At 32.1% G+C, this 25,038-nt stretch carries 27 protein-coding genes; 14 read left to right on the forward strand and 13 right to left on the reverse strand.

All coding sequences use genetic code 11. The features are described 5' to 3' along the window. Window positions 1-12: 12 nt before the first annotated feature. From recN to RT99_RS08890, 11 genes are all read left to right on the forward strand, one after another. Window positions 13-1,665, forward strand: a complete 1,653-nt coding sequence (gene recN, locus RT99_RS08835; protein WP_042564354.1) for a DNA repair protein RecN — start codon at window positions 13-15, stop codon at window positions 1,663-1,665. Between the two features lie 16 nt (window positions 1,666-1,681). Further along, complete coding sequence (locus RT99_RS08840) at window positions 1,682-2,203, forward strand: hypothetical protein (protein WP_042564355.1); 522 nt, start codon at window positions 1,682-1,684, stop codon at window positions 2,201-2,203. Between the two features lie 18 nt (window positions 2,204-2,221). Next, window positions 2,222-3,412 carry an enoyl-ACP reductase FabV gene (fabV, locus tag RT99_RS08845; protein ID WP_042564356.1) on the forward strand — a complete coding sequence of 397 codons (1,191 nt, stop codon included), beginning with the start codon at window positions 2,222-2,224 and terminating at the stop codon, window positions 3,410-3,412. Window positions 3,413-3,538: 126 nt separating this feature from the next. After that, a complete protein-coding gene (locus RT99_RS08850) occupies window positions 3,539-4,537 on the forward strand; it encodes a glycosyltransferase family 2 protein (protein ID WP_042564357.1) in 999 nt (332 codons plus the stop codon). A 1-nt stretch (window position 4,538) separates the two neighbouring features. Next, window positions 4,539-5,135 (forward strand): dephospho-CoA kinase, encoded by a 597-nt coding sequence (gene coaE, locus RT99_RS08855; protein WP_042564358.1) that lies wholly within the window; start codon window positions 4,539-4,541, stop codon window positions 5,133-5,135. A 59-nt stretch (window positions 5,136-5,194) separates the two neighbouring features. Beyond that, window positions 5,195-6,781 carry a sensor histidine kinase KdpD gene (locus RT99_RS08860; protein WP_042564359.1) on the forward strand — a complete coding sequence of 529 codons (1,587 nt, stop codon included), beginning with the start codon at window positions 5,195-5,197 and terminating at the stop codon, window positions 6,779-6,781. 3 nt (window positions 6,782-6,784) lie between these two features. Then, window positions 6,785-7,501 carry a response regulator transcription factor gene (locus tag RT99_RS08865; protein ID WP_042564360.1) on the forward strand — a complete coding sequence of 239 codons (717 nt, stop codon included), beginning with the start codon at window positions 6,785-6,787 and terminating at the stop codon, window positions 7,499-7,501. Between the two features lie 613 nt (window positions 7,502-8,114). Continuing rightward, window positions 8,115-8,876 carry a hypothetical protein gene (locus RT99_RS08875; RefSeq protein ID WP_052483624.1) on the forward strand — a complete coding sequence of 254 codons (762 nt, stop codon included), beginning with the start codon at window positions 8,115-8,117 and terminating at the stop codon, window positions 8,874-8,876. Next, window positions 8,866-10,257 carry an RtcB family protein gene (locus RT99_RS08880; RefSeq protein WP_042564362.1) on the forward strand — a complete coding sequence of 464 codons (1,392 nt, stop codon included), beginning with the start codon at window positions 8,866-8,868 and terminating at the stop codon, window positions 10,255-10,257. The genes RT99_RS08875 and RT99_RS08880 overlap by 11 nt, the downstream gene beginning before the upstream one ends. A 13-nt stretch (window positions 10,258-10,270) precedes the next feature. After that, window positions 10,271-10,960, forward strand: a complete 690-nt coding sequence (prfH, locus tag RT99_RS08885) for a peptide chain release factor H (protein WP_042564363.1) — start codon at window positions 10,271-10,273, stop codon at window positions 10,958-10,960. Then, complete coding sequence (locus RT99_RS08890) at window positions 10,947-11,483, forward strand: hypothetical protein (RefSeq protein WP_042564364.1); 537 nt, start codon at window positions 10,947-10,949, stop codon at window positions 11,481-11,483. Before prfH ends, RT99_RS08890 begins: the two co-directional genes overlap by 14 nt. Window positions 11,484-11,758: 275 nt before the next feature. On the opposite strand, the gene RT99_RS08895 is transcribed toward RT99_RS08890, so the two are convergent. From RT99_RS08895 to RT99_RS08925, 7 genes are all read right to left on the reverse strand, one after another. Continuing rightward, window positions 11,759-12,505, reverse strand: coding sequence for an acyl-[acyl-carrier-protein] thioesterase (locus tag RT99_RS08895; RefSeq protein ID WP_042564365.1), 747 nt, complete (start codon window positions 12,503-12,505; stop codon window positions 11,759-11,761). A 60-nt stretch (window positions 12,506-12,565) separates the two neighbouring features. Continuing rightward, complete coding sequence (gene miaA / locus RT99_RS08900; protein ID WP_042564366.1) at window positions 12,566-13,486, reverse strand: tRNA (adenosine(37)-N6)-dimethylallyltransferase MiaA; 921 nt, start codon at window positions 13,484-13,486, stop codon at window positions 12,566-12,568. Window positions 13,487-13,638: 152 nt separating this feature from the next. Beyond that, on the reverse strand, window positions 13,639-14,481 hold the full coding sequence (locus tag RT99_RS08905) for an ion transporter (RefSeq protein WP_042564367.1): 843 nt from the start codon (window positions 14,479-14,481) through the stop codon (window positions 13,639-13,641). Window positions 14,482-14,512: 31 nt separating this feature from the next. Next, window positions 14,513-15,874, reverse strand: a complete 1,362-nt coding sequence (locus RT99_RS08910) for an exonuclease domain-containing protein (RefSeq protein WP_042564368.1) — start codon at window positions 15,872-15,874, stop codon at window positions 14,513-14,515. Between the two features lie 84 nt (window positions 15,875-15,958). Continuing rightward, entirely contained in the window at window positions 15,959-16,615 is a 657-nt protein-coding gene (locus RT99_RS08915) for a YggS family pyridoxal phosphate-dependent enzyme (protein ID WP_042564369.1), read from the reverse strand. 12 nt (window positions 16,616-16,627) lie between these two features. Next, window positions 16,628-17,521: a 3-hydroxyacyl-CoA dehydrogenase family protein gene (locus RT99_RS08920; RefSeq protein ID WP_042564370.1), complete on the reverse strand. Its 894-nt coding sequence runs from the start codon at window positions 17,519-17,521 to the stop codon at window positions 16,628-16,630. An 88-nt stretch (window positions 17,522-17,609) separates the two neighbouring features. Then, a complete protein-coding gene (locus tag RT99_RS08925; protein WP_042564371.1) occupies window positions 17,610-18,575 on the reverse strand; it encodes a Gfo/Idh/MocA family protein in 966 nt (321 codons plus the stop codon). A 143-nt stretch (window positions 18,576-18,718) separates the two neighbouring features. Here RT99_RS08925 and RT99_RS08930 point away from each other — a divergent pair, with 143 nt between their 5' ends. Continuing rightward, on the forward strand, window positions 18,719-19,360 hold the full coding sequence (locus RT99_RS08930) for a protein-L-isoaspartate(D-aspartate) O-methyltransferase (protein ID WP_042564372.1): 642 nt from the start codon (window positions 18,719-18,721) through the stop codon (window positions 19,358-19,360). 108 nt (window positions 19,361-19,468) lie between these two features. Here the strand turns inward: RT99_RS08930 and RT99_RS08935 are convergent, their stop codons facing one another. The 3 genes from RT99_RS08935 to smpB all read right to left on the reverse strand — a co-directional run bounded on the left by RT99_RS08935 (window position 19,469) and on the right by smpB (window position 21,765). Continuing rightward, complete coding sequence (locus tag RT99_RS08935) at window positions 19,469-20,518, reverse strand: Fic family protein (protein ID WP_042564373.1); 1,050 nt, start codon at window positions 20,516-20,518, stop codon at window positions 19,469-19,471. Window positions 20,519-20,603: 85 nt separating this feature from the next. Then, a complete protein-coding gene (locus RT99_RS08940; protein ID WP_042564374.1) occupies window positions 20,604-21,242 on the reverse strand; it encodes a hypothetical protein in 639 nt (212 codons plus the stop codon). A 67-nt stretch (window positions 21,243-21,309) separates the two neighbouring features. After that, window positions 21,310-21,765, reverse strand: coding sequence for an SsrA-binding protein SmpB (gene smpB, locus RT99_RS08945; RefSeq protein WP_042564375.1), 456 nt, complete (start codon window positions 21,763-21,765; stop codon window positions 21,310-21,312). A gap of 161 nt (window positions 21,766-21,926) precedes the next feature. Here smpB and RT99_RS08950 point away from each other — a divergent pair, with 161 nt between their 5' ends. Both RT99_RS08950 and RT99_RS08955 read left to right on the forward strand, forming a co-directional pair. After that, window positions 21,927-22,565: an outer membrane beta-barrel protein gene (locus RT99_RS08950; RefSeq protein WP_042564376.1), complete on the forward strand. Its 639-nt coding sequence runs from the start codon at window positions 21,927-21,929 to the stop codon at window positions 22,563-22,565. A 100-nt stretch (window positions 22,566-22,665) separates the two neighbouring features. Further along, complete coding sequence (locus RT99_RS08955) at window positions 22,666-22,893, forward strand: VF530 family DNA-binding protein (protein WP_042564377.1); 228 nt, start codon at window positions 22,666-22,668, stop codon at window positions 22,891-22,893. Here the strand turns inward: RT99_RS08955 and RT99_RS08960 are convergent, their stop codons facing one another. The 3 genes from RT99_RS08960 to RT99_RS08970 all read right to left on the reverse strand — a co-directional run bounded on the left by RT99_RS08960 (window position 22,894) and on the right by RT99_RS08970 (window position 24,993). Further along, complete coding sequence (locus RT99_RS08960) at window positions 22,894-23,448, reverse strand: DUF3575 domain-containing protein (RefSeq protein ID WP_042564595.1); 555 nt, start codon at window positions 23,446-23,448, stop codon at window positions 22,894-22,896. A gap of 135 nt (window positions 23,449-23,583) precedes the next feature. Continuing rightward, window positions 23,584-24,132, reverse strand: a complete 549-nt coding sequence (locus RT99_RS08965) for a GNAT family N-acetyltransferase (RefSeq protein WP_042564378.1) — start codon at window positions 24,130-24,132, stop codon at window positions 23,584-23,586. Between the two features lie 9 nt (window positions 24,133-24,141). Then, window positions 24,142-24,993: an aldose 1-epimerase family protein gene (locus tag RT99_RS08970; protein WP_042564379.1), complete on the reverse strand. Its 852-nt coding sequence runs from the start codon at window positions 24,991-24,993 to the stop codon at window positions 24,142-24,144. Between the last annotated feature and the right edge of the window lie 45 nt (window positions 24,994-25,038).

Genomic DNA, 25,038 nt, shown 5'->3' on the forward strand with positions numbered 1-25,038 from the left:
CATATTTATCCTATGATAACTTCGCTGTCGATTAAAAACTACGCCCTGATTGAAAAATTGTCTATTGATTTTTCAAAAGGTTTTTCTATAATTACAGGTGAAACAGGAGCTGGTAAATCTATTATATTAGGAGCTTTAGGATTGGTTTTAGGAAAAAGAGCCGATTTGACTTCCTTAAAAAATAAAGAAGAAAAATGTATAATTGAAGCTCATTTTGAAATCTCAAAATATAATTTAAAAGAGTTTTTTGAAGCAAATGATCTGGATTATGAAGATGACACAATAATCAGACGTGAAATTTTACCATCTGGAAAATCACGTGCTTTTATTAATGATAGTCCTGTAAATCTTCAGGAATTGCAAGACTTAAGTTTGTTTTTGATTGATATTCATTCGCAGCAGCAAACCCAGGAATTATCAGATGAAAGTGTTCAGTTTAAAATAATTGATGCCATTGCTAATAATTTTGATACAATTTCAGCGTATCAAAAATTATTAAAAACATATAAATCAGATAAATCTAAATTAAACGCTTTATTAAAAAAGCAAAGTGATTCAGGAAAAGAGCAGGAATACAATACTTTCTTATTGAATGAATTGGTAGCAGCCAAATTAAAATCAGGTGAACAAGAAGAATTAGAAGTCGATTTTGAGAAGCTGAATAATGTTGAAATTATTAAAGAATCAATTGATAAATCATTAGTAATTGCAAATGAAGAGCAATTTGGTGTTTTTCATAATCTGAATGAAATCAAGGCCTCTTTGCAGAAAATTACTCCATTTTCGCCAGAATATCAAAATTTATTTGAAAGAATTACAAGTATAACGATTGAATTTGATGATGTTTCAAAAGAATTGCAAAATGCTTCTGAGAAATTATTAAACGATCCTGAAAAATTAGAATTAACCAATCAAAAATTGCAGTTAATTTATAATTTGCAGAAAAAACATCAGGCAAATACTGTTGATGACTTATTACAAATTCAGGTAAATCTTGAAAATGCAGTTATTGAACTGGGTAATATAGAAGAAGAAATTGAAATTCTTTCGAAATCAATTGAGCAAAAAGCGCAGGAGTTAGATGCTTTTTCAGAAACAATTCGTCAAAACAGGCTAAATTCTATTCCGGTATTATCAAGTCAGTTAATTTCTATTTTAGAAACGCTGGGAATGCCAAATGTTCGATTTAAAATGGAGCTTTTACCATCTGAAACGTATTTCCAAAATGGAAAAGACGAATTGCAATTTTTATTTTCTGCGAATAAAGGAACTGATTTTGGTTTGTTGAAAAAAGTAGCTTCAGGCGGGGAAATGTCACGTATTATGCTGGCTGTAAAAGCAATTTTGGCACAGTATTCAAAATTACCAACTTTAATTTTTGATGAAATTGATACTGGAGTTTCTGGAGAAATTGCCATTCGAATGGGCGAAATCATGAAAGAAATGAGTGCAAAGATGCAGATATTTGCTATTACGCATTTGCCACAAATTGCTGCAAAAGGTGATTCTCATTTTAAAGTGTTCAAATCTACTGTTGCAGATGCTACACAATCAGAATTGAAACTTTTATTGCCGGATGAGCGTATTACAGAAATTGCACAAATGCTTTCAGGAGCCAATATTTCTGACTCGGCATTAAATCATGCAAAAGAATTATTAAATTAAGATATAAGGTATAGGTATGGAAAGTTTAAGCTTTTACGAAAATCAATTTATTAAGGCAGATTCATTAATATCTGAAGGAAATATTGCAGACGGAAAAGAGATGCTGGAAGAAATATTATCTCAATATCCCGATTTTGGAAAAGCCCACAATCATTTAGGGTGGATTTACTACAATAAGTTAAGTAATTATGATAAAGGAATTTATCATTATAAACTGGCAATGAAATTTGAACCAAAATATCCTGCGCCGTATTTAAACTACACTTATTTGTTAATAGATATTGGTCGATATGCGGAAGCTAAAGAGCATATTGATTTTACATTTAACAATCTTGAAAATGTAGATTATTCTTCATTTAACAGTGAATTAGGAAGAATGGCTGAATATGAAAGCAATTATACTGCAGCTTATAATTTCTATAAGTTGGCGAAGAAAAATGCTTTAAATCCAAATTTTATAGACAATATGAATGCCAACATGAAAAGGGTTAAGGATAAAATGTCTATTTTTGAAAAATTAAAACTGAAATTGAATTAATACAATAAATAATACAAGATGATTATAGAACCTAGAATGCGAGGATTTATTTGTTTGACTGCACATCCTGATGGAAGCGCGCAAAACGTAAAAAATCAAATAGAATATATAAAATCGAAAGGTCCAATTAACGGAGCAAAAAAAGTACTGGTAATTGGTGCTTCAACAGGTTTCGGATTGGCTTCAAGAATCACAAGTGCTTTCGGGTCTGATGCAGCTACAATTGGAGTGTTTTTTGAAAAACCGCCAGTTGAAGGTAAAACGGCTTCTCCGGGTTGGTATAATTCAGCAGCTTTTGAAACTGAAGCTCACAAAGCAGGTTTATATGCAAAAAGTATCAATGGAGATGCTTTTTCAAATGAAATCAAAAGAGAAACTTTAGATTTAATAAAAGCAGATTTAGGACAAGTAGATCTTATAATTTATAGTTTGGCCTCTCCAGTTCGTCAGCATCCTGTTACCGGAGTTTTGCACCGTTCTGTTTTAAAGCCAATCGGACAAACTTTTACAAATAAAACAGTTGATTTTCACACTGGAAATGTTACAGAGGTTTCAATAGCTCCTGCAAATGAGGAAGATATTGAAAATACTGTAGCAGTAATGGGAGGTGAAGACTGGGCTATGTGGATTGATGCTTTAAAGGCTGAAAATTTACTGGCTGAAGGAGCTACAACAGTTGCTTATTCTTATATAGGGCCATCATTGACAGAAGCTGTATATAGAAAAGGTACAATTGGACGCGCAAAAGATCATTTAGAAGCTACTGCATTTACAATTACAGATAGTTTGAAATCTATAGGAGGTAAGGCTTATGTTTCTGTAAATAAAGCATTAGTTACCCAGGCAAGTTCTGCAATTCCGGTTATTCCGTTGTATATCTCTCTTTTGTATAAAATTATGAAAGAAGAAGGAATACATGAAGGTTGCATCGAGCAAATTCAGCGTTTGTTTAAAGACAGATTATACTCAGGATCAGAAGTTCCTGTAGATGAAAAAGGAAGAATCAGAATCGATGATTGGGAAATGCGTGATGATGTTCAGGCAAAAGTGGCTAAACTTTGGTTAGAAGCAACGACTGAAACTTTACCTGCAATTGGTGATTTGGCAGGATATAGAAATGATTTCTTAAATCTATTTGGTTTTGAATTTGCAGGAGTTGATTATAAAGCCGAAGCAAATGAAGTTGTAAATATTGAAAGTATAAAATAAGTACAAATTAGTACTACATATAAGAAACCATTCGTTGCGGCGAATGGTTTTTTTGTTAATATAACATATCTTTGCTGAAATTTTGAAATTTAAAACAATCGCCACTTTAATAACGCATATTCCATTATGATTTTTTCTTTAATTATACCCGTGTATAATCGTCCGGATGAAGTTGATGAACTTTTAGAAAGTTTAACCAAATCTGATTATAGTGAAGCTTTTGAAATTGTTCTGATAGAAGATGGTTCTTCAATTCCCTGCAAAGATGTTGTGATGACATATCAGGGAAAGCTAAATATATCTTATTATTTTAAAGAGAATTCAGGGCCGGGAGATTCAAGAAATTTTGGTATGCAAAAAGCCAGAGGTGATTATTTTATCATTTTTGACTCAGATTGTATAATTCCGCCCAATTACTTAACTGAGGTTCGTACGGAATTAGATAAGGATTATGTAGATTGTTTTGGTGGCCCGGATAGAGCTTTAGCAAGTTTCTCAGATATTCAGAAAGCCATTAATTTTGCAATGACTTCGTTTCTTACAACAGGTGGAATTCGTGGCGGATCTGAAAAAATCAATAAATTTCAGCCTCGCAGCTTTAACATGGGGATTTCTAAGAAAGCATTTGAGGCTTCAAAAGGTTTTGGAAATATTCATCCTGGCGAAGATCCCGACCTATCTATTCGTTTGTGGAACCTTGGCTTTCAAACCAGACTATTTCCTGAGGCTTTTGTGTACCATAAACGCAGAATTGACTGGGAAAAATTTGCTGTTCAGGTAAATAAATTTGGTAAGGCAAGACCAATATTAAATAGTTGGTATCCAGAACATAATAAGCTTACTTTCTTCTTTCCGACCGTGTTTATATTAGGTTTATTATTAGCTTTTTTACTGTTAATTTTTAATATTGATATTTTATTACAATTATATTTCGTATATTTCGTTATAATATTTCTTACAGCAAGTATTCAGAATAAAAGTATCAAAATTGGATATTTATCTGTTATTGCTGTCTGGAAACAATTTTACGGATACGGAACTGGCTTTTTAGAATCTTTTATTAAAATTATCCTTTTAAAGAAAAAACCACAAGAAGCTTTTCCTCGTATGTTTTTTAAAGTATAGTATGACAAAAGTTATTGGTTTGACAGGAGGAATTGGTAGTGGTAAAACAACCATTGCAAATTACTTTAATGAAATGGGAGTTCCGGTTTATATCGCAGATGATGGTGCAAGAAATGTAATGAAATCTGACCATATTATTGAGGAGATAAAAACCTCGTTTGGTGAAGCCTTATTTGAAAATAACATTTTGAACCGTGCTAAACTTGCTGAAATTGTATTCAATGATAAAGATAAGCTGGCTGAATTAAATGCAATAGTACATCCTGCTGTAAAAAAAGATTTTGAGGTATGGTTATTGCAACATAAAAGTTACCAATATGTAATTTATGAAGCTGCTATATTATTTGAAAGCGGGCGTTATAAAGAATGTGATTTAATTATAACAGTTACTGCGCCCGAAGAAGTTAGAATTGAAAGGGTCTTAAAACGCGACAATACCACAAGAGAACAAGTTTTAAGCCGAATGAAAATGCAATGGAATGATGAAAATCGAATTTCCAGAAGCAATTTTGTTATTAATAACGATAATCTTAAAAATGCTAAGGAAGAAGTTGTTAAAATTCTTAAAATTTTAGATATTAAACAAAATCAGTCTTAAATGTTAATATTTGGTTAATGTATTATTTAGTATATTGTTAAAATATTAATTTTGTTTCGATGAATAAATTATTTTTTAGAATACTTGTTTTATTGATGAGTTTGTCCTTAATAGGGATAATTCTGGTTCAGGTATTTTGGTTCAATTCTTCGTTTAAAAATAACGACGAGCAATTTAAATACCACGTTACCCAAGTGATTGGGAGTGTTGCTGATAAACTTGAACAGCAGGAAGAGTATAGTTTTTACGATAAATACAATCGCATAAAAGACAGTACAGGTAAAATTCCAAAGAAAGAAGATTTATTGGAAGTTCTTTACGTTCAAAGAAACACAAAAACAAATAAAACAATTGTTTATTCTAACACACTTACGTCTGAAGATTACGACATAAGCGGATCGCTTTTTAATAAAAAGTTTAGCAGCGAAAGATTTAAAAACTTTAGCTCTAAAAGAGTAACTGAAATTTATAATAATAATAACAATATCGATAATAATGCTTTAGGACAAAGTATTATTCCGGATTTAAAGATTGAAAAATCAGGAAGTCTGGATATTTTAAATAAAGTTCAGCAACAGATTCAATATAAAGATATTGCTTCTCTAACTCCAATCGAAGGAAGAATTACAAAAGATAAGCTGCAAAAGCTATTAAAAAAGGAACTGGAAGAATACGGTGTAAAAACCAAATTTGAATTTGGCGTTCTTAATAGTGGTTTAGCAACAAAAATAAAATCTGATGGTTTTCATTATGATAAAGATGCGAGCTATCATATACCAATATATACTGATAATGAAGGAAATAGCAAATATGAACTATTCATAACTTTTCCTCATAAAAAGAAATTTTTATTATCAGAATTATTGAGTATTACAATATTATCAATTGTTTTTACACTGATTATAATTGTAGCTTATACAAGTGCATTGAATCAATTGTTACGTCAAAAGCATATTTCTGAAATCAAAACCGATTTTATAAATAATATGACGCATGAGTTTAAAACTCCAATTGCAACAATAAACTTAGCGCTTGATGCGATAAGAAACCCCAAAATTATTGAAGATAAAGAAAAAGTTTTTCGCTATCTTCAAATGATCAGAGACGAAAATAAAAGAATGCATGCTCAGGTTGAAAATGTTCTCCGAATTTCTAAATTAGAAAAAAGAGAACTTGATATCACCAAAGAGCCAACTGCTATTCATGATATAATTGATGACGCAATTGAACACGTGAATCTAATATTAGAAGATCGACACGGAACAGTTGTAAAACATCTAAATGCCGCGAGAACAACATGTTTGGTAAATGAAGTTCATTTTACAAACGTCTTGGTAAATATTTTAGAAAATGCAATAAAATATTCTCCGGATATTCCGGAAATTGAAATTTTCACAGAAAATGTTAAAGACATGATTCTGATAAAAGTAAAAGATAATGGACTTGGTATGAGTAAAATAGCTCAAAAAAGAGTTTTTGAGAAGTTTTACAGAGAGCATACCGGAGATTTACATAATGTAAAAGGACACGGTTTAGGTCTGGCCTATGTAAAAAGAATAGTTGAGGATCACAATGGTCAAGTATATGTTGAAAGCGAAAAAGGAAAAGGTAGCACCTTTATAATAAAAATACCATTAATAAATTAAAATATGGAAAATAATAACAAAAGAATACTTTTAGTAGAAGATGACCTTAATTTTGGGGCAGTTCTTAAAGATTATCTAATGTTAAATGACTTTGAAGTTACTTTAGCTAAAAACGGTATGGAAGGTTTCGAGAAATTCAAGAAGGATGTATATGATTTATGTATTCTTGACGTAATGATGCCTTATAAAGATGGTTATACTTTAGCCAAAGAGATTAGAGAGAAAAATAGCGAAGTGCCAATTATATTTTTAACTGCAAAATCTATGAAAGAAGATGTGTTAAAAGGGTATAAAGCTGGAGCTGATGATTATTTAAATAAACCTTTTGATTCAGAAGTTTTATTAATGAAAATCAAAGCTATCATTCAAAGAAAATCGGCAGATACAAAAGCAGAACAAGTTCAGTTTGAGTTTAATATTGGTAAATTCCATTTAAATTCTAAACTTAGATTTTTAACTTTCGAAAACGAAGAGCCAATAAAACTATCTCCAAAAGAAAACGAATTACTTAAAATGTTAATTCTGCATGAAAATGATTTAATGCCAAGAGAATTAGCATTAACGAAAATCTGGAGAGATGACAACTATTTTACTTCAAGAAGTATGGACGTGTACATCGCTAAATTGAGAAAATACCTAAAATCTGATGAAGATGTTGAAATTCTTAACATTCACGGAGAAGGTTTCAGATTAGTTGTTAAAAGCAAAGTATCTGAATAAGTTATAGAATAACAAACTAGTTCATCCAAAAAAAAGAAAGCTCTGAGAAATCAGGGCTTTTTTTATGCTCAAATTTTAGTTTACTGCTTAAAGATTTCACGTCAATAATACTTTTTGAGCATCGTTTGTCCTAGAATTGAAGTGATAAACGTTGCGAAAATTGGAATTTGGAATTTATTTTTGAAATTTAATATTAAGGTATAGTAGTTTGTTTTCCAGATACATAATTCTGTTTTTACATTTTTTAAAATTACCTTAATTATTTTTAAAGAGATTTTTCTTAAAATAAATTTGGAAAAACAAAAAACAATTCTGAATATTTGCAAACGAAAAAATAATAATAACCCTTTAAAAACGAAGAAAAATGTTTGTACTTACATCAGCATCTCAAAGCTTCACACCAAACGAATTTGGTGCAGCGCTTCTTCGTGGCTTATTTCAATCTTAGAAAGTAATTTTTAGATATATAAAAAAGCCCGAAGACATTTAGTTTCGGGCTTTTTTTATTCTAGACACTTCAAATTTTCCCGAATAATCGATTTTTATTATTTATCCGTATGGATAAAATGCCGTAGCCAGTTTGGTTACTAATTTAATACGTTATAATTTTTTTATGGAAAATTATACAGTAGAGGAGTATGCTTTATCCTCTCGCTTTAAAACTAAAAGGAGAAAGAAAAGAGCAGTAAAAGAAGATTTTGAAAAACAATTAATTCAGTTAAGAAAGCTTGAAGATCAACTCTGGAAAAAACGTAGAGATTTACCACTAGTTCTATTAAAAAGTCCTTATCAAAAAGGTTGGCAACGCAATTTTGTATTAAGAGATGATATTAAAAGATCAAATGAATCTTCTTTTTACCAAATTTTACTGGAGAAGATTAATACGGTTCAGTATTCTTCTGAAAAATCTTTTAAGAAAAAGAAAAAGAGGAAAAGAAAACATGTATATGTTGAAAAACTTCAAACAGTAAAAGAGTTTTCTGAATCAGAATGGAGAAGTCCAAAATTAGCATTGACAGAAAAAGAGAAAATGCATTTTTATAAGAGGGAACGATGGTGTCCTAATTGTAAACGTTATAAAATTCATTATGTATTTGATGAACCATGGCGTTATGTATTTAGCGTTAGGCCAAACATGATAACGCATACTAAAATGGTTGATGAACTCTTGGAAAGTGAAATTCGAATTTTAGACAATTATATTGTAAATCAAAATTTAAGACACAAAATAAACAAATTAGTTCTGGGGAAAGCTCGTTTTTCGGGGTATTATCAATATGAAAACCCGAAAGAGAAAAACCCAATTAAAAATAAAAGCCTGCATGTATTGTATCAACAATATGCAGATGAAAATGATATAAATCATGGGAAATAAATTATCCGGAAAAGACCTGATTAAGTTAGGCTTTCCAAAAAACAATTCAATAAATATTGCTCTTGGGCAAATAAACAGATATAGAAAAAGAGAAAAAAAAGAATCCATTTTAGCAGAAGCCAAAGAAGTCTTGCTTCATCCTGAAAAATTTGAGAGAAATGGCACCTGGGGTAAAGTAGCTGAAGGTTTAATCAAACCGGTTCAGGTTCGAATGCACCAGCTTAAAACGACACGAGTTCCTTTTACAATTTTTGGTGAAAATGAAATTGATCAGCAAGCTAAATTCCAATTGTATGACTCTTTAAAATTACCAATTTCAATTGCAGGAGCTTTAATGCCAGACGCACATTCAGGATACGGATTACCAATTGGCGGAGTTTTGGCAACAGATAATGCTGTTATTCCTTACGGAGTTGGAGTTGATATTGGCTGTCGAATGAGTTTGTCAATTTTTGACTTACCAGCGTCGCATTTTAAAGGAAAAGAGCATCAGTTAGAAGCAATTTTAAAAGACAATACCAAGTTTGGAATGAACGAAACACATGCCACAAAAGCTGATCATGATGTATTTTACAAAAGTGGATTTCAGGATATTCCGTTATTAAAGAATCTTTTACCAAAAGCGTATAAGCAATTGGGAAGTTCAGGCGGAGGGAATCATTTTGTAGAATTTGGAATTGCAAAAATTGACAATCCTGAAAATGAATGGAAGTTAGGAGCTGGTGAATATTTCGCCGTTCTTTCGCATAGCGGATCACGTGGTTTAGGTGCTAATATTGCGAAACATTATACGTACTTGGCAACGAAACAATGTCCGTTACCAAAAAATGTACAGCATTTGGCATGGCTTGATTTAAACACGCATGACGGTCAGGAATACTGGTTGGCGATGAATCTGGCAGGAGAATATGCCAAAGCCTGTCACGATGATATTCACAGAAGAATTGCCAAAGCAATAGGAAAGAGGGTAGTGGTTACAATCGAAAACCACCACAATTTTGCCTGGAAAGAAATGGTAAACGGACAAGAATGTATTGTGCATAGAAAAGGAGCAACTCCTGCCGCAGAAGGGCAATTGGGAATTATTCCGGGATCGATGACGGCTCCCGGTTATATTGTGAAAGGGAAAGGAAATGCAGCAAGTTTAAACTCGGCTTCGCACGGTGCAGGTCGTTTATTTTCAAGAGCTAAATGTAAAGCTACTTTTACTCAAAGTGAAATCAAAAAAGTTTTGAAAGCTAATCAGGTCACTTTAATTGGAGGAAATATCGATGAAGCTCCGATGGCGTACAAAGACATTACAAAAGTAATGGCTAATCAAACGGATTTAGTTGAAGTTCTGGGAACTTTTACGCCTAAAATCGTTAGAATGGACCGATAAAAAGAAATTAAAAATGGAAAAAATAATTCAGTTAACGGCGGGTCGCGGACTTGCAGAATGCACTTGGGTAGTTGCCCAAGTGCTTAAAAAAGTGTTGGAAGAAGCTCAGGAACAACAATTGGAAACGACATTATTACAAAGAGAAGTTGGTTCTGAAAATGGAACTATTGAAACGGCAACAATTGCTGTAAAGGGGAAAAATGCGGCAACATTTGTAAATTCCTGGATTGGAACGATTCAATGGATTGGACAAAGTCAGTTTCGTAAAATGCACAAACGCAAGAATTGGTTTATTGGTGTTTTTGAGATTGAACCGGAAAAAAATACGTCAATTTCGGAAAGTGATATTCAATATCAGGCAATGCGAAGTTCCGGTGCTGGCGGACAACATGTAAATAAAGTAAGTTCGGCGGTTAGAGCAACGCATATTCCGACAGGAATTGCGGTTGTAGCAATGGACAGCCGTTCGCAACACCAAAACAAAAAACTGGCAACAGAAAGATTATTAAAGAAATTAGAAGACGAAACTTTGCAACAACTTAAAAGTTATGTTGGAAAACAATGGGAAAACCAACTGAATGTTCAGCGCGGGAATCCTGTTAGGACTTTTACAGGAAGTGATTTCAAGAAAAATAAAGTGCTTAAAAGTTACAAAGGAATTCGACAGAAATTAAAAACAGATTTAAGAAATGAAAACAATTGATAAATACCTTTTTCAGGCTTTGGATAATTATCCGTATTCGCTTGAAGAAACGATTGAATCTTTAGATTACGCTTTTTCGTATGATGCAAAAAATACAATGGTTTTATGTTTGTACGGAAGAATTCAGGCGGAGCAATTATTGAATTATGAGGAAGCAAAAAGCTATTTTCAGGAAGCTTTAGCGATTAATATTCATGCTCTTGAAGTTTATCCTTATTATTTGCATGTTTTAATTTTGAATGAAGATTACGAAGAAGCACAAAAACTGATCGATTTCGCTTTGACCATAAAAGGAATAAATAAATCTGAAATTTTTGTAAAGAAAGCGATGCTTCTTGAAGCTCAACAAGAGTTTAAAAAGGCTTTAAAGGAGATTAAAAATGCTAAACTTACAACTTTACAATTTGCTTATGATTCTGATATTACTGAAGTAGAGAAAAGAATTAAAGGCAAAATGGAGTTGCTTGAAAAGAAAAAGAAGTCGAAAAAATCTAAGAAAGATTCAAAAAATAAATCAAAATGATTTTTGATTTTAAACAGAAAAACGATGCAATATATTTAATTGCATCGTTTTTTTATTATACTGTTTTATAACATGTAGTCCCTACGGGACATTTTGCGTGTCGGTATCAATTTTTTCTACCAAAATTTAACTCCTAGCGGAGTATTATCAGCAATTTCTATAGGTTTATTTGACTTCCAAAAAATATCTCGTAGAGATTATATGTTGGTAGAAATAATTGACAAACGATACATGATGTCCCGTAGGGACTACACAATCTTTACTATTGAAATTTATTATTTCCAATGTAATTCTAAAGCAAAACATGTTTTTTCACCCTTTGTAATGCTAAATGTGGCGGTTGTATGATCATCATCTTCGCTTTCGTGAATCACGACATTATCTTTAAGCGAAAGTTCTTTCATGAAGTTCATTTCAAAGCTTTTCACTTGTTGTTTTAAAATTCTCTTTTCATCAACGTGATCAAGGCACCACTCTAAATATTTCACGTTATTAACGTGATTTACAATATCTAAATCTGATAAATAAACTGTTTTTTCAAAAATAGCCCCTTTTTCGTGATTGATATTGATTTTTGAAAAACCTTCAGTTGTGGCCCTATTTTCGGGAAACAATTCAAAATGTTCGTAAGGCAAAGCTAAAGCTTCTGGACGGCGTAATTGTGTATTAAAAACTGCCCAATACGTTTCACAGCCTACTATTTTTTTGTCGTTTACATACATTTCTAAAGCACGAACGGAACGAGAATTTTCTAAACTATTGATCCATGTTTTTACTGTAACAATATCCTGCCATTTTGGTAAAGCGCTAATTTCAACACGCATTCTGCTTAAAACCCATGCCTGATGAAATTCCTGCATATCAAAAAAGCTGATGCCACCAACTTCGGAATGTGCCGCGGCTGTTAACTGCAGGATATTACACAAATCGGTATATTTTAAGAAACCGTTTGGGGTGCATTGCGTGAAATTGATTTCCCAGTCTTTGCTTAAAACTGATGTGAAATTTGGAGATATTGGCATTTTGTAATTTTAGATTTATTTTAGAGAATAGAATAGAGTAAAGAAAAAATACTATCGATTTTACTTTATAAGATTTTCTATATAATTGATTATATTTTTTCTGTCTGTCACGTAATCAAACCATTTAGTGTTTTCATCTCGTTTAAACCAGGTTAATTGTCTTTTGGAGAATCTTCGGGTGTTTTTTTTGATTTCTTCGATTGCAAAAGGCAAGGTAAAATCTCCGTCAAAATAACTAAATAATTCTCTATAACCCACGGTTTGTAATGCATTTAACGCTTTATTAGGATACAAAGTTTTTGCTTCTTCTAATAAACCTTCGTTCATCATAATATCGACACGTTGATTAATTCGATCGTAAATTACTTGTCTTTCAGTTTCTAAACCAATTAAAATTGAAGTGAAGTTTCTATTGTTTTTCTTTTGATTTAGAAATAAGGAATAAGGTTTTTGTGTTCCAATGCAAACTTCTACAAAACGCATCATTCGTTGTGGATTTTGTAAAGTTTGTGGATTTTCTAAAGCTATTTTTTGAAAATATTCCGGATCTAAAAGTTGTAATTGTTCCTGTAAATAATTGATTCCGAGTTTTTCGTAATTAGAATTAACTTCTGCCCTTACGGAAGGATCAATTTCAGGAAATTCATCAAATCCTTTTAAAATTGCATCAACATATAAGCCCGAGCCACCAATTAAAATTGCAAATTCGTTTGTTTGAAATAATTCTTCTAATTTTGAAAGTGCTTCTTTTTCGTAATCGCCAACAGTATAATTTTCGAAAATAGATTTATTTTGAATGAAATGATGTGTGGCAGATTGTAATTCTTCCTGATTTGGAACTGCTGTACCAATTGTCATTTCTTTAAAAAACTGACGGCTGTCGCAAGAGATTATTTCGCAGTTAAAATGTTTTGCCAAAGCAATACTCAAGGCTGTTTTGCCTATGGCTGTTGGTCCGACAATGGTAATTAAGTATTTCATATTTTTTAGCCCAGATGGAAATGGAAACCCCGGACTTATGTTTGTTCGTTTTTTTTGGGATAAAAGAGCGACTTTAGAAGCTCCTTTTATGCCTTAAAAAAACAACAAAGATAAGGAGGAGTTGCAATGTACAGCTGGATTAGCTTCTTAAATTAATTATTTGGCAACTCTGTTCCACATTCGTAACAGTATTTTGCGTTATCAAAATGTACTTGTGAATTGCATTTTCTGCATGTTTTTTTTCCGCTCACACTATTACTGTTTTTTAAACTGCTTTTTGCAAATTCTGCTGTAACGATTCCGGTTGGTACGGCTATGATTCCGTAACCCAAAATCATTACTAAGGCTGCGATGAATTGTCCTAAAGGGGTTTGTGGAGAAATGTCACCATAACCAACAGTTGTTAATGTTACAATTGTCCAGTAAATACTCATCGGAATACTTGTAAAACCAGATTCTTTTCCTTCTACTAAATACATTATTGAACCGATTATTATGGTGCTTATCAGAACAAAATAAATGAAAACAAGAATTTTTTCTTTGCTGGCGTCAATAGCTTCCCGAAGCTGAATTGATTGATGCGATATCTGCGGAATATGTAATATTTTAAATAATCGGAAGAAACGTAAAGCTCTCACGATAGAAAGTATGCTCGCTCCCGGAAAAAATATTGACAAATACATGGGTAAAACGGCGAGTAAATCTATAATTCCGTAAAAGCTAAAAATATATTTTACAGGTTTTTGAATCGAAATTATTCTTAAAATATATTCAATAGTAAAAAATACCGTAATGATCCATTCGCAAATAATAAGTTGTGTGTGGTATTTTTGATTGATTCCCTGAACGGTTTCCATCATTATCAAAAGAACACTTAACAATATCAATCCCAGAAGCACTAAATCAAACATTCGCCCTAAAATGGTGTTTGTGCCATAGAGAACAATCTTGATTTTTTCTCTGAATTGTTCGTATTTTGATTTCATTTTTTTCATAAACCACAAATATAATGAAAGTTTTTATTTGTTAAAAATGAAGTATTTTGACTGATTTGCTTTTACGAACGTAATTTTGAATTATGTTTTTTACGTCGCGATTGTTTTGCATTGGAATTAAAATATTTTTCAAGATGTCGATATTCATAATCTGATAATTCAAATCATAATAAGCATAGCCTTTATATTGCCCGTTTTCGATTAATACCGCACTTCTTTCGTTAACATTTCGTCCTCTGTCAATGATAATCATGCTTTTGTTCTCAAAACTGTGTTCTGATATAAATTGTTGTACACGACTATTGTATTCTTCTGCACTAATTTCGCCAATACAGGCACCGTCGCATTCTTTTATTTTATATTGAAAACATTCTTTTTTGGATTGATATAAACCTGTCAATTTTTGGCATAAATGATATTTCGCAGTGAATTTAAACAGCATATTTTTACCTTCCTGTAAAGAAATAAAGGATGTAATTTCTTTTTTACGTCCATCAGCTTTTTGAAGTTTTAGATTCAGATATCCGTTCGAATCTTTTTCGGCATATAAGGCAAAGGGAAAAAAAGTCTTTTTCTGTGATCGATTATGTCTTGGTCGGTTTACTTTTATTTCTTCACTTTCTTTGAGTAACGCAATCAATTCGCTTCCGGTTTCATCATACGTAATGGTAAAAACTTCTGCCTGAATTTTTTTGCTTTTGGTTGTAATTCCAGTAAAATGCTGATTTACTCTTTTTCGAATGTTTTGGCTTTTGCCAATATAAATTAATGTACCGCCTTCATTATAAATATAATAAATACCAGTTTTAGAAGGCATTTGCCCAACCAAATCCATTAATTTTGGAGATATCCCTTTTTCGACTTCGAGTTTTATAAAATCTTTTACAATTGTTTTTTCAAGATCTTTTTCAAGAAGCATTTTGAACAGCTTTGTTGTAGCCATTGCATCTCCGCTGGCGCGATGTCTGTCTGCCATGGGGATTCCGAGTGCGCGAACCAATTTTCCTAAACTATAAGAAGGCTGTTCCGGAATTAATTTTTTGGCAAGTTCAACGGTACAAAGGGTTTTGGCTTCAAAATCATAGCCTAAACGTCTGAATTCTGTACGTAAAATTCGGTAGTCAAAAGAAGCGTTATGAGCAACAATAATACAATCTGAAGTGATTTCTATAATTCGTTTAGCAACTTCAAAAAACTTGGGGGCAGAGCGCAACATGGCATTATTAATCCCAGTTAATTTTACCACAAAGGGCTGAATCGGAATTTCGGGATTTACAAGACTAATGAATTGGTCAACTACTTCGTGTCCATCAAATTTATAAATGGCGATTTCGGTAATTCCTTCTTCATTAAACTGTCCTCCAGTAGTTTCTATGTCTAGTATTGCGTACAAATTTAGTTTTCGGTATTCAGGTATCAGTATTCAGTTTTGTTGTAGAGGCGCACAGCAGTGCGTCTAACGATAGTGGATTTTTGATTAGCGACCTCCAAAAATGCTGCTTCCAATGCGCACCATTGTGCTGCCACATTCTATAGCAAGTTGGTAATCGCCGGACATTCCCATTGATATTGTAGATGCTTCTTGTAATGCATTTTTTTCTTTTATGGAATCAAAAATCGATTTTAAATGTTGAAATTCTTTTTTAATTTGGTTTTGATCTTCTGTAAATGTTGCCATTCCCATTAAACCTAAGGTACGAATATTTTTGAGTTCTTTGAACTCAGATGAAGAAATAAGTTCATTTAATTCGTTTTCGTCTAAACCAAATTTAGTTTCTTCTTCGGCAATATGTATTTGAAGCAAACAATCAATAATTCTATTATTTTTTAAAGCTTGTTTGTTGATTTCCTGTAGCAATTTTAAACTGTCAACACCATGAATCAAACTCACAAATGGTGCCATAAATTTGACTTTATTCGTTTGGACATGACCAATCATATGCCATTGAATATCCTTTGGCATTTCTTCCCATTTTTCAGCCATTTCCTGAATTTTGTTTTCTCCAAAAATACGCTGACCGGCTTCATAGGCTTGCATTAAGTCTGAAACGGGTTTGGTTTTAGAGACTGCAACTAATGTTACATGTTCAGGTAAACTTGCTTTAATGCTATTTAAATTCGATGCTATTGACATTGTATTTATTTTTTATGAAAGGATAAACTGCTTAGAAATTTTCTCAGCCTTTTTACTTTCACTGTAATCATAAAAACCTTCTCCGGATTTCACGCCTAATTTTCCGGCTCTCACCATATTTACCAATAATGGGCAAGGAGCATATTTAGGATTTTTGAAACCTTCGTACATTACATTTAAAATGGCAAGACAAACATCAAGACCAATAAAATCAGCTAGTTGAAGTGGTCCCATCGGGTGTCCCATTCCTAATTTCATTACGGTATCAATTTCGTAAACTCCGGCAACTTTATTATATAACGTTTCGATGGCTTCGTTTAGCATAGGCATCAAAATTCTGTTTGCTACAAAACCAGGATAATCGTTTACTTCAACAGGAGTTTTTCCTAATTTTACAGATAAATCCATGATAATTTTAGTGACTTCATCACTGGTATTGTATCCGCGAATGATTTCTACTAATTTCATAATTGGCACCGGATTCATAAAATGCATTCCGATAACACGTTCAGGATGTGCAACTACAGCTCCAATTTGTGTAATGGATATTGAAGAAGTATTCGTCGCTAAAATTGTATTATGAGAACAAGCTTCGTTTAATTGTTTGAAGATATTTAGTTTTAACTCTACATTTTCTGTAGCGGCTTCAACAACCAAATCGACACCAACAACTCCGTCTTTAATATCAGTATAGGTAATAATATTGGTGATAGTTTTTGCAACATCTTCCTGAGTAATGGTTCCTTTAGACAACATTCTGTCTAAATTAGCGGCAATAGTCGCCATTCCTTTATCTAAGGATTTTTCAGAAACATCAATAAGTTTTACGGTAAAACCACTTTGTGCAAAACTATGAGCAATTCCGTTACCCATTGTTCCTGCACCAATTACAGCTATAGTTTTCATTTTATATATTGGTATTATATTTATGATTTAGCCACGAATTCACCAATTAAGTAGTGAATTCGTGGCTATTTTTATTTTTAAAATTATATTATTTATCGAAACAATCAATAATCTGATACGCAACTCTTAAAGCATCTGTAGCTTGTTCTAATGTAACTACAGGTGTTGTATTTGTATTGATAGCGTTTGCAAATGATTCTAATTCATCTAGAATTGCATTATTTTGCTCAACATCAGGATTTGTAAAATAGATTTGTTTTTTTACACCTTCGGCATTTTGCAGGATCATATCAAAATCTCCGGGAACTTCCGGCGCATCTTTCATACGAACTACTTCGCACTTTTTCTCTAAAAAGTCAACTGAAATGTAAGCATCTTTTTGAAAGAAACGTGTTTTGCGCATGTTTTTCATTGAGATTCTGCTCGCTGTTAAATTGGCAACACAGCCATTTTCGAATTCAATTCGGGCATTGGCAATATCCGGAGTATCACTAATTACAGAAACTCCGCTGGCATGAATATCTTTTACTTTTGAATGTACAACACTCAAAATCGCATCAATATCGTGAATCATTAAATCTAAAACCACAGGAACATCTGTACCACGCGGATTAAACTCGGCCAAACGATGTGTTTCTATAAACATCGGATTTTCGATCATGTTTTTTGTAGCAATAAATGCAGGGTTAAAGCGCTCAACATGACCAACTTGCCCTTTTACATTGTATTCTTTTGCTAAAGCTATAATTTCTTCAGCTTCTTCAACAGTATTGGCGATTGGTTTTTCTATAAAGATATGTTTTCCTGATTTGATGGCCACTTTTGCACATTTATAATGAGAAAGTGTTGGCGTTACAATATCGATTACATCGACAGCGTGGATTAATTTTGCAATTGTGCTGAAGTTTTTATAGCCAAATTCTTTTGAAATTCTTTCGGCGTTTTCCTGATTTTCGTCGTAAAACCCAACTAATTCGTATTTGTCAGATTGTTGTAATAAGCGTAAATGTATTTTACCAAGATGACCAGCACCTAAAACTCCTACTTTTAACATGAGAATGTATTTTAAACAAAAATATAATTTATTTGTTGAACGTGAAAATGAATGTAGTAAAGATTTAGCGATTTAATAATTAAAAATCAATATTTGATTTAGTATTTAGTTTATTAATTTTACCAAAATAAAATAAACCTATTTTGAAAGACACTGCCAAACATCAAGGACTTCGTAATCAATTAGTAAGCACTTTAGAACAAAAGGGCATTACTGATAAAGCAGTTTTGGATGCGATAAAAAAAATCCCAAGACACCTTTTTTTAAATTCAAGTTTTGAAGATTATGCTTATCAGGATAAGGCATTTCCTATAGGAGCGGGACAAACTATTTCGCAGCCGTATACAGTTGCATTTCAATCGCAATTATTAGAAGTAAAAAAGGATCATAAAATCCTGGAAATTGGTACCGGATCTGGCTACCAAACCGCTGTTTTGTTTATGCTTGGCGCTAAAGTTTATAGTATTGAAAGGCAAAATGAATTGTTTAAAGCAACTTCTAACTTGTTTCCGAAATTGAATATTCGCCCAAAACATCTTTCGTTTGGAGACGGTTATAAAGGTTTGCCAAACCATGCTCCGTTTGATAGTATTATTGTTACGGCGGGCGCACCTTTTATTCCTCAGCCTTTAATGGCACAATTAAAAATAGGAGGAAGGCTTGTTATTCCGTTAGGTGAAGACGTGCAGATTATGACATTATTAATTCGTAAAAATGAAACGCAATTCGAAAAACATGAATTTGGAGAGTTTCGATTTGTTCCTTTATTAGAAGATAGAAATTAATTTTAAACACGAATTTCACTAATTTACACAAATTAAAAACTGATTAGGTTTGTGAAATTAATTTCACAAACTGAATTAGTGACAATTAGTGAAATTCGTGTTTAAAATTTATTGCGCAATAATGCTAATATATCTTTCTAAACTTTCTTTCTCTGTTTGAGCAATAAACATTAAAAAGTCTTCCTTGTTGTTTTTGATCTGAGCGGTTTCGAGAGATTGGTAATACTGCATTCTGTTTTCATAATCGCCTTTTATATTGGCTATTAAATATCCTTTTTGCATTAAGATTAAATTCATAATCAAACGGGAAGTTCTTCCATTTCCATCAATAAAAGGGTGAATTGTAACCAATCTTTCGTGCATTTCGGCAGCCAGAATAATGGGATGCAATTTGTTTCTATTAATTTCATACCAAATAAAATAATCTTCCATTTCTTTGGCAACCATAAAGGGCTGCGGAGGCATATGCGTACTTCCTTTGATCATGACCTGAACTTTTCTGTAACGGCCCGCATCTTCGGGAATTATTCCTCTAAGAATTAAGTTATGAATTGATAAAAGATCACGTTCATTTATAGAATTATTTTTACTCATTAAATCCTTTATAAAACCAATTGCTTCCTGATGATTTATGGCCTCAAGATGTTCCTTCATACTTTTTCCCGAAATCGTTAAGCCTTCATTAATTACCAAACCTGTTTCACGAAGTGTCATCGTATTTCCTTCAATTCTATTGCTTTCAAAAGTATACTCTAATTCAAGAGCCTGTGTAATTTTATAACTATCAAATTGTCTATACTGGTCCAGTTTTTCTTTCAGAATATCAATTTCTTTCAGAATTTTTTCTAAAGTATTTGATATTTTTACTTTAGAAATCGTCTTGTTGTATTTAATTTCCTGCTCAGCAACCATAAGCGCTTTTAATGCAAACTCATCATCGCCAATTTCGTAGAGAATTTTTTCCTTTAACCACGCAATCATTAAAGTTTCGTAATCTATTTCTAAAAGCTGAGCTAGTTTAGAAATTTGATCTTTGGTTGGTTTTCGTGTACCACTTTCAAATTTACTTATTAAAGCCTGATCAATACCCAAAAGCTGTGCAACTTCGCGAGTTTTTAATCCTTTTTGCTCACGGGCGTTTTTAAGAAGCATTTTCATTTTTAATGAGTTTAAATGTCTTGACAAATTTAGTCATTTTTTAATAATAAAAAAAAGCAATAAGTAAATATTGCTTTGTGTAATTTTATTTTGGAGGCAAAGAACCGTCTTTTCTCATTTCTGCAACAACTGCTTGCATAATAGCATCAACAGTTTGTCCTAAGTCTGTCACATATTCTGATTTTGTTGTTCCTGTCCAGATCAGTTTATTTTCTTTTAATGAAAAAATATTGGTTTCGACCATATACGATGTGGTTTCCTGATAATATCCGGGATCATAAAAACTAGGAGAATACATTCCGTACCAATTCCCGAAACCGTAACCATAGACATTTGTATACATTCCGTCAAAACCCCCGTAATACATTCCGGTATAAGTTCCCGGAACATAATTGGTTTCTTTTTCAGTGCTTACTAAACGCATTGTAATCACTCCGTCGAAATTCTCATCTTGCAGGATTTTTAATTTTTGCTCTTTAGTAAGTTGCGAAGTGCTTTCGTTCAAATATTGATATGAAGTTTTAAAAATTTCATTACTGGCAGCAATTCTATTTTCTGCCGTTCTTCTAGAAGCTTCATCTTTTACCAGAACAACGACCAAAACTTTTTTAAAATGTTCCTGAGCCACAGTAATTTTAGGATCTCTCCAACTACTTACGATAGAAGTATTACTGCCACAACCTGAAAGTATAATAGCAGCCAATAGAATTAAGTACTTTTTCATATTTTACTAATTAGAGTTATTGTAGTAAAAATAAGATAAAATATTTAAAAATTGCTCTTTTACAGATTTAGTTGTAAGCTTTTTTAATTCTGTCTAAATCTCTTTTCGTGTCTTGCTCTTTAAGAGATTCACGTTTGTCGTAGTTTTTCTTTCCTTTACAAAGACCAATTTGCAGTTTAGCAAGACCTTTTTCGTTGGTAAATAATTTTAACGGAACGATAGTTAATCCTTTTGCCTGAACACTTTTATGAAGACTTTTTAATTCTTTTTTATTTAAAAGCAATTTTCGCTCACTTCGGGATTTATGATTGAATTGATTTCCAAACGTATATTCTTCGATATAAGTATTAATAGCAAAAAGTTCCAGGTTACTAAATTCGCAAAAACTCTCTGTAATATTGGCTTTTCCTAATCGTATAGATTTAATTTCTGTACCGGATAAAACTATTCCGGCAGTATAAGTGTCGATTATCTCATAATCAAATCGAGCTCTTTTATTAAGTATATTGACTGTTTTTAACATAGTGTGCAAATGTAAAACAAAATTGAAAACTTTAGTAGTCCTAAGTTAATTAAAAATAGGAATATAAGATAATTAAAGATTTTTTTTAATCTATGATTTTAATCATTTTTAAGGAAAAGCCTTCCTGCTAAGTTTGTTAAATAATTTAACAAAACTTTAAAATGAAAAAAATTGTAACATTAATCAGTATTCTATTAGTAAGTTTAACCGCAAAAGCTCAGGAAACAGGTCAGGGATTAAAAGGTGCCTGGTTTGCAACATCTCAATTTGGTTATCAGCAAACTAAAACCGCAGATAAAAAAAATACAAGTTTATCTGTTTTACCAATTGTAGGTACATTTATAACTCCTTCGGTAGCTGTTGGAGCAGCTTTTGGATATATTAATATTAAAGCTGATTCAGAGGGTAAAACTGCAGCAAAAACAGATTTAATTGTAATTGAGCCATTAGCAAGAAAATATTGGAATGTAGCTGGTTCATTGTATTTCTTTGGTCAATTGGCCTTGCCTGTTATTACTGGGAAAGAAAAAGAAAGTGACTTAAAAGTAAATCAATTTGGTTTGTCTCTTTCAGGAGGATTTGATTATTTCGTAACGAAAAATTTTTCAGTCGAGTTCTCTTATGATTTGGCCAATTTTACTTCTACTACTCTTGACCCTAAAATTGGTGAAAAAACTACAGTTACTAATTTTGGATTAGCACATGTGGCAAATGTAGACCCATTTTATAATACAGCATTGGCAGGAAGTAATCCAAATCTAACTTCTCCACTTTCTGTCGGATTTAAATTTATATTCTAATAGTAGTAGATTGAATTAAATTTGAAATCATTAATTTTGTAAAATGAAAAGACCATACTTTTTGGAGTATGGTCTTTTTTAATATTATAAAAGTAAAAAAATGCAAAATCAATCTAAAGATCCCTTACACGGAGTTACTCTTCAAAAAATAGTAGAAACATTAGTAGAATATTATGGTTTTGATACGTTATCAGAATTAATTCCTGTAAAATGTTTTATTTCCAATCCGAGTATAAAATCAAGTTTAACCTTTTTAAGAAAAACGGACTGGGCACGCAAAAAAGTAGAGGATTTATATCTAAAAACGCTGCCTAAGTTGGCAAAATAATTATAATTTATACGAAATCATTACTCCGCCACGATATGGCAACCATTCACCACTTTTGTTCCAATGCGCCGCCGTTTCATATCTTCCCGGAGTTCCATCGTTGTAATATCCATGATAAAACCCCTGGTGCCATCCACCTCCGGCAAAGACATCGATAAGAAATTTATCATTTAGTTTGATGTTATACCCAACTGAAACACCCAGACGGTAACCAAAGCCATGTTCATATTTATTTGAGTCAAAATAATTCCATTTTTGTAATTCATAAATATCAGGTCCGGCATGTCCGCCAACATAAAATCCGTTGTAATTTTCTTTAAAATGATAACGAAGTTCAGGAGTCAAAGTATAAAACTTCATTGGGCTATGACCGTTGAAAGATTCCCAAAAAGAAGCCATAACATCTACACTAAAAGTAAGTTTTTCTCCAACGCTTGTTTCAACTCCAATATTAGGTACGCCTACTATAGCCGTAGCGGCATTGAATTTAATATAAGTTTGACTTTGTGATTGAATAGAAAAGAAAAGAACAAACAGAACAAGTAATTTTTTCATAAACAAGATTTTCATGGTGATAAATAAGTTAAAAATTACTTATTTCGGATGCAAATATAACGCAACAAATACTTGCTGTATGTTAAAAAAAACAGAGTATTTCATTATATTTTTTGAAATAAAATCTTTAAAAGTTTACTTGTCTAACAATGAGTAAATTACTTTGTCCAGAAAGCGACCTTCATAAAATTCAGATTCTTTAAAATGAGCTTCTTTAACAAAACCGCATTTTTGCAAAACTTTTTCTGACGCAAAGTTTTCCGGATCGATAACAGCTTCTATGGAGTGCAATTTTAAATCATCAAAACCATATCTGTTTAGCCTGTTTACGGCTTCAGGAATAATTCCTTTTCCGTGAAATTCAGGTAATAACATATAGCCAATTTCAGCGCGATAATTTTCTGGCTGCATCCTGTAAAAACCAATGATTCCTAATAGTTTAGTACTTTCTTTTAAAGTAATTGCCCAATTGATTCCAACATTGGTTTCAATTTTTTCTTCGATCATGGCAATATGTGCGAGTGCATCTTCGGTATTTTTCACCAAAGGTCTCGGAATGTATTTCATAGTTTCCGGATTCGAGCGCAATTCAAGAATTTCATTTACATCGTCATTCGTAATTCTTCTTAAAAGTAAACGTTCGGTTTCTATAGTTGGAAATGGAGAAAAGTTAAATTCTAGCATTTTGTAATTTTATAATATTTGTATACTAAATTTTGAATTAAATGTTTGTTTGGCATCTAAAATCAAAATTCCTTCTTTTTCGAATAAATCACCTGAATTTTCGGCGGTGTCTGAATAACCAAACCACGGTTCAATACATACAAACGGAGCCTGATCTTTAGTCCAGATTCCTAAACTTGGAAAATCTGCAAAATCAACTTTTATATAAGGTTTTGAATTTTCCAAGATGGTAAGCGAATTAGATTCTAAAGTTTTAAAAACCAACGCATCATTTTCAAACAATTTATAATTCAGCGGAACCAGATTTTCAATAGTTTGCAAGCTTTCTGTTTTATTCGAAATTAGATCATTTTCTAAAAGAGAATATTTTAAATCTTCTTCCTTCTCAAATTTAAAAGAATAATTCTCAAAATTTTCAGGTAAAGCAATTGCCGGATGGGCTCCTATAGAAAAAGGTATTTTAGATTCGCTTTTATTAATTACTTTATATGCAATGTCTAAAGTGGTTTCATTTAGCGTATAAATAAGTTGCAATTCAAAATCAAAAGGATATTTTTTCAGTGTTTCACTATTGGATTGCAATGAAAAAGTAGCACTGTTTTCGGTTTTATCAATTAATTGAAATTCCATATCACGCGCAAACCCATGTCTTGGCAATTGATATTCTTTTCCATTAATAGTATAAGCATTGTTTTTTAAAGTTCCCACAATCGGAAAAAGAACAGGGGAATGTTTTCCCCAAAAAGCAGGGTTTCCTTCCCAGATATATTCTTTGTTTTGATTGTCTTTTAAGGAAAACAATTCAGCTCCGGCATGTTTGATGGAAGCTTTAAGCGTTGAATTTGATATAGTTGTATTCAAAATAGTATAATTGAAAGAAATTAGTTTTAAAAGTGATGTAAATAT

Origin of the sequence: Flavobacterium sp. MEB061 (assembly GCF_000834715.1) — a bacterium.
GTDB classification, from domain to species: domain Bacteria; phylum Bacteroidota; class Bacteroidia; order Flavobacteriales; family Flavobacteriaceae; genus Flavobacterium; species Flavobacterium pectinovorum.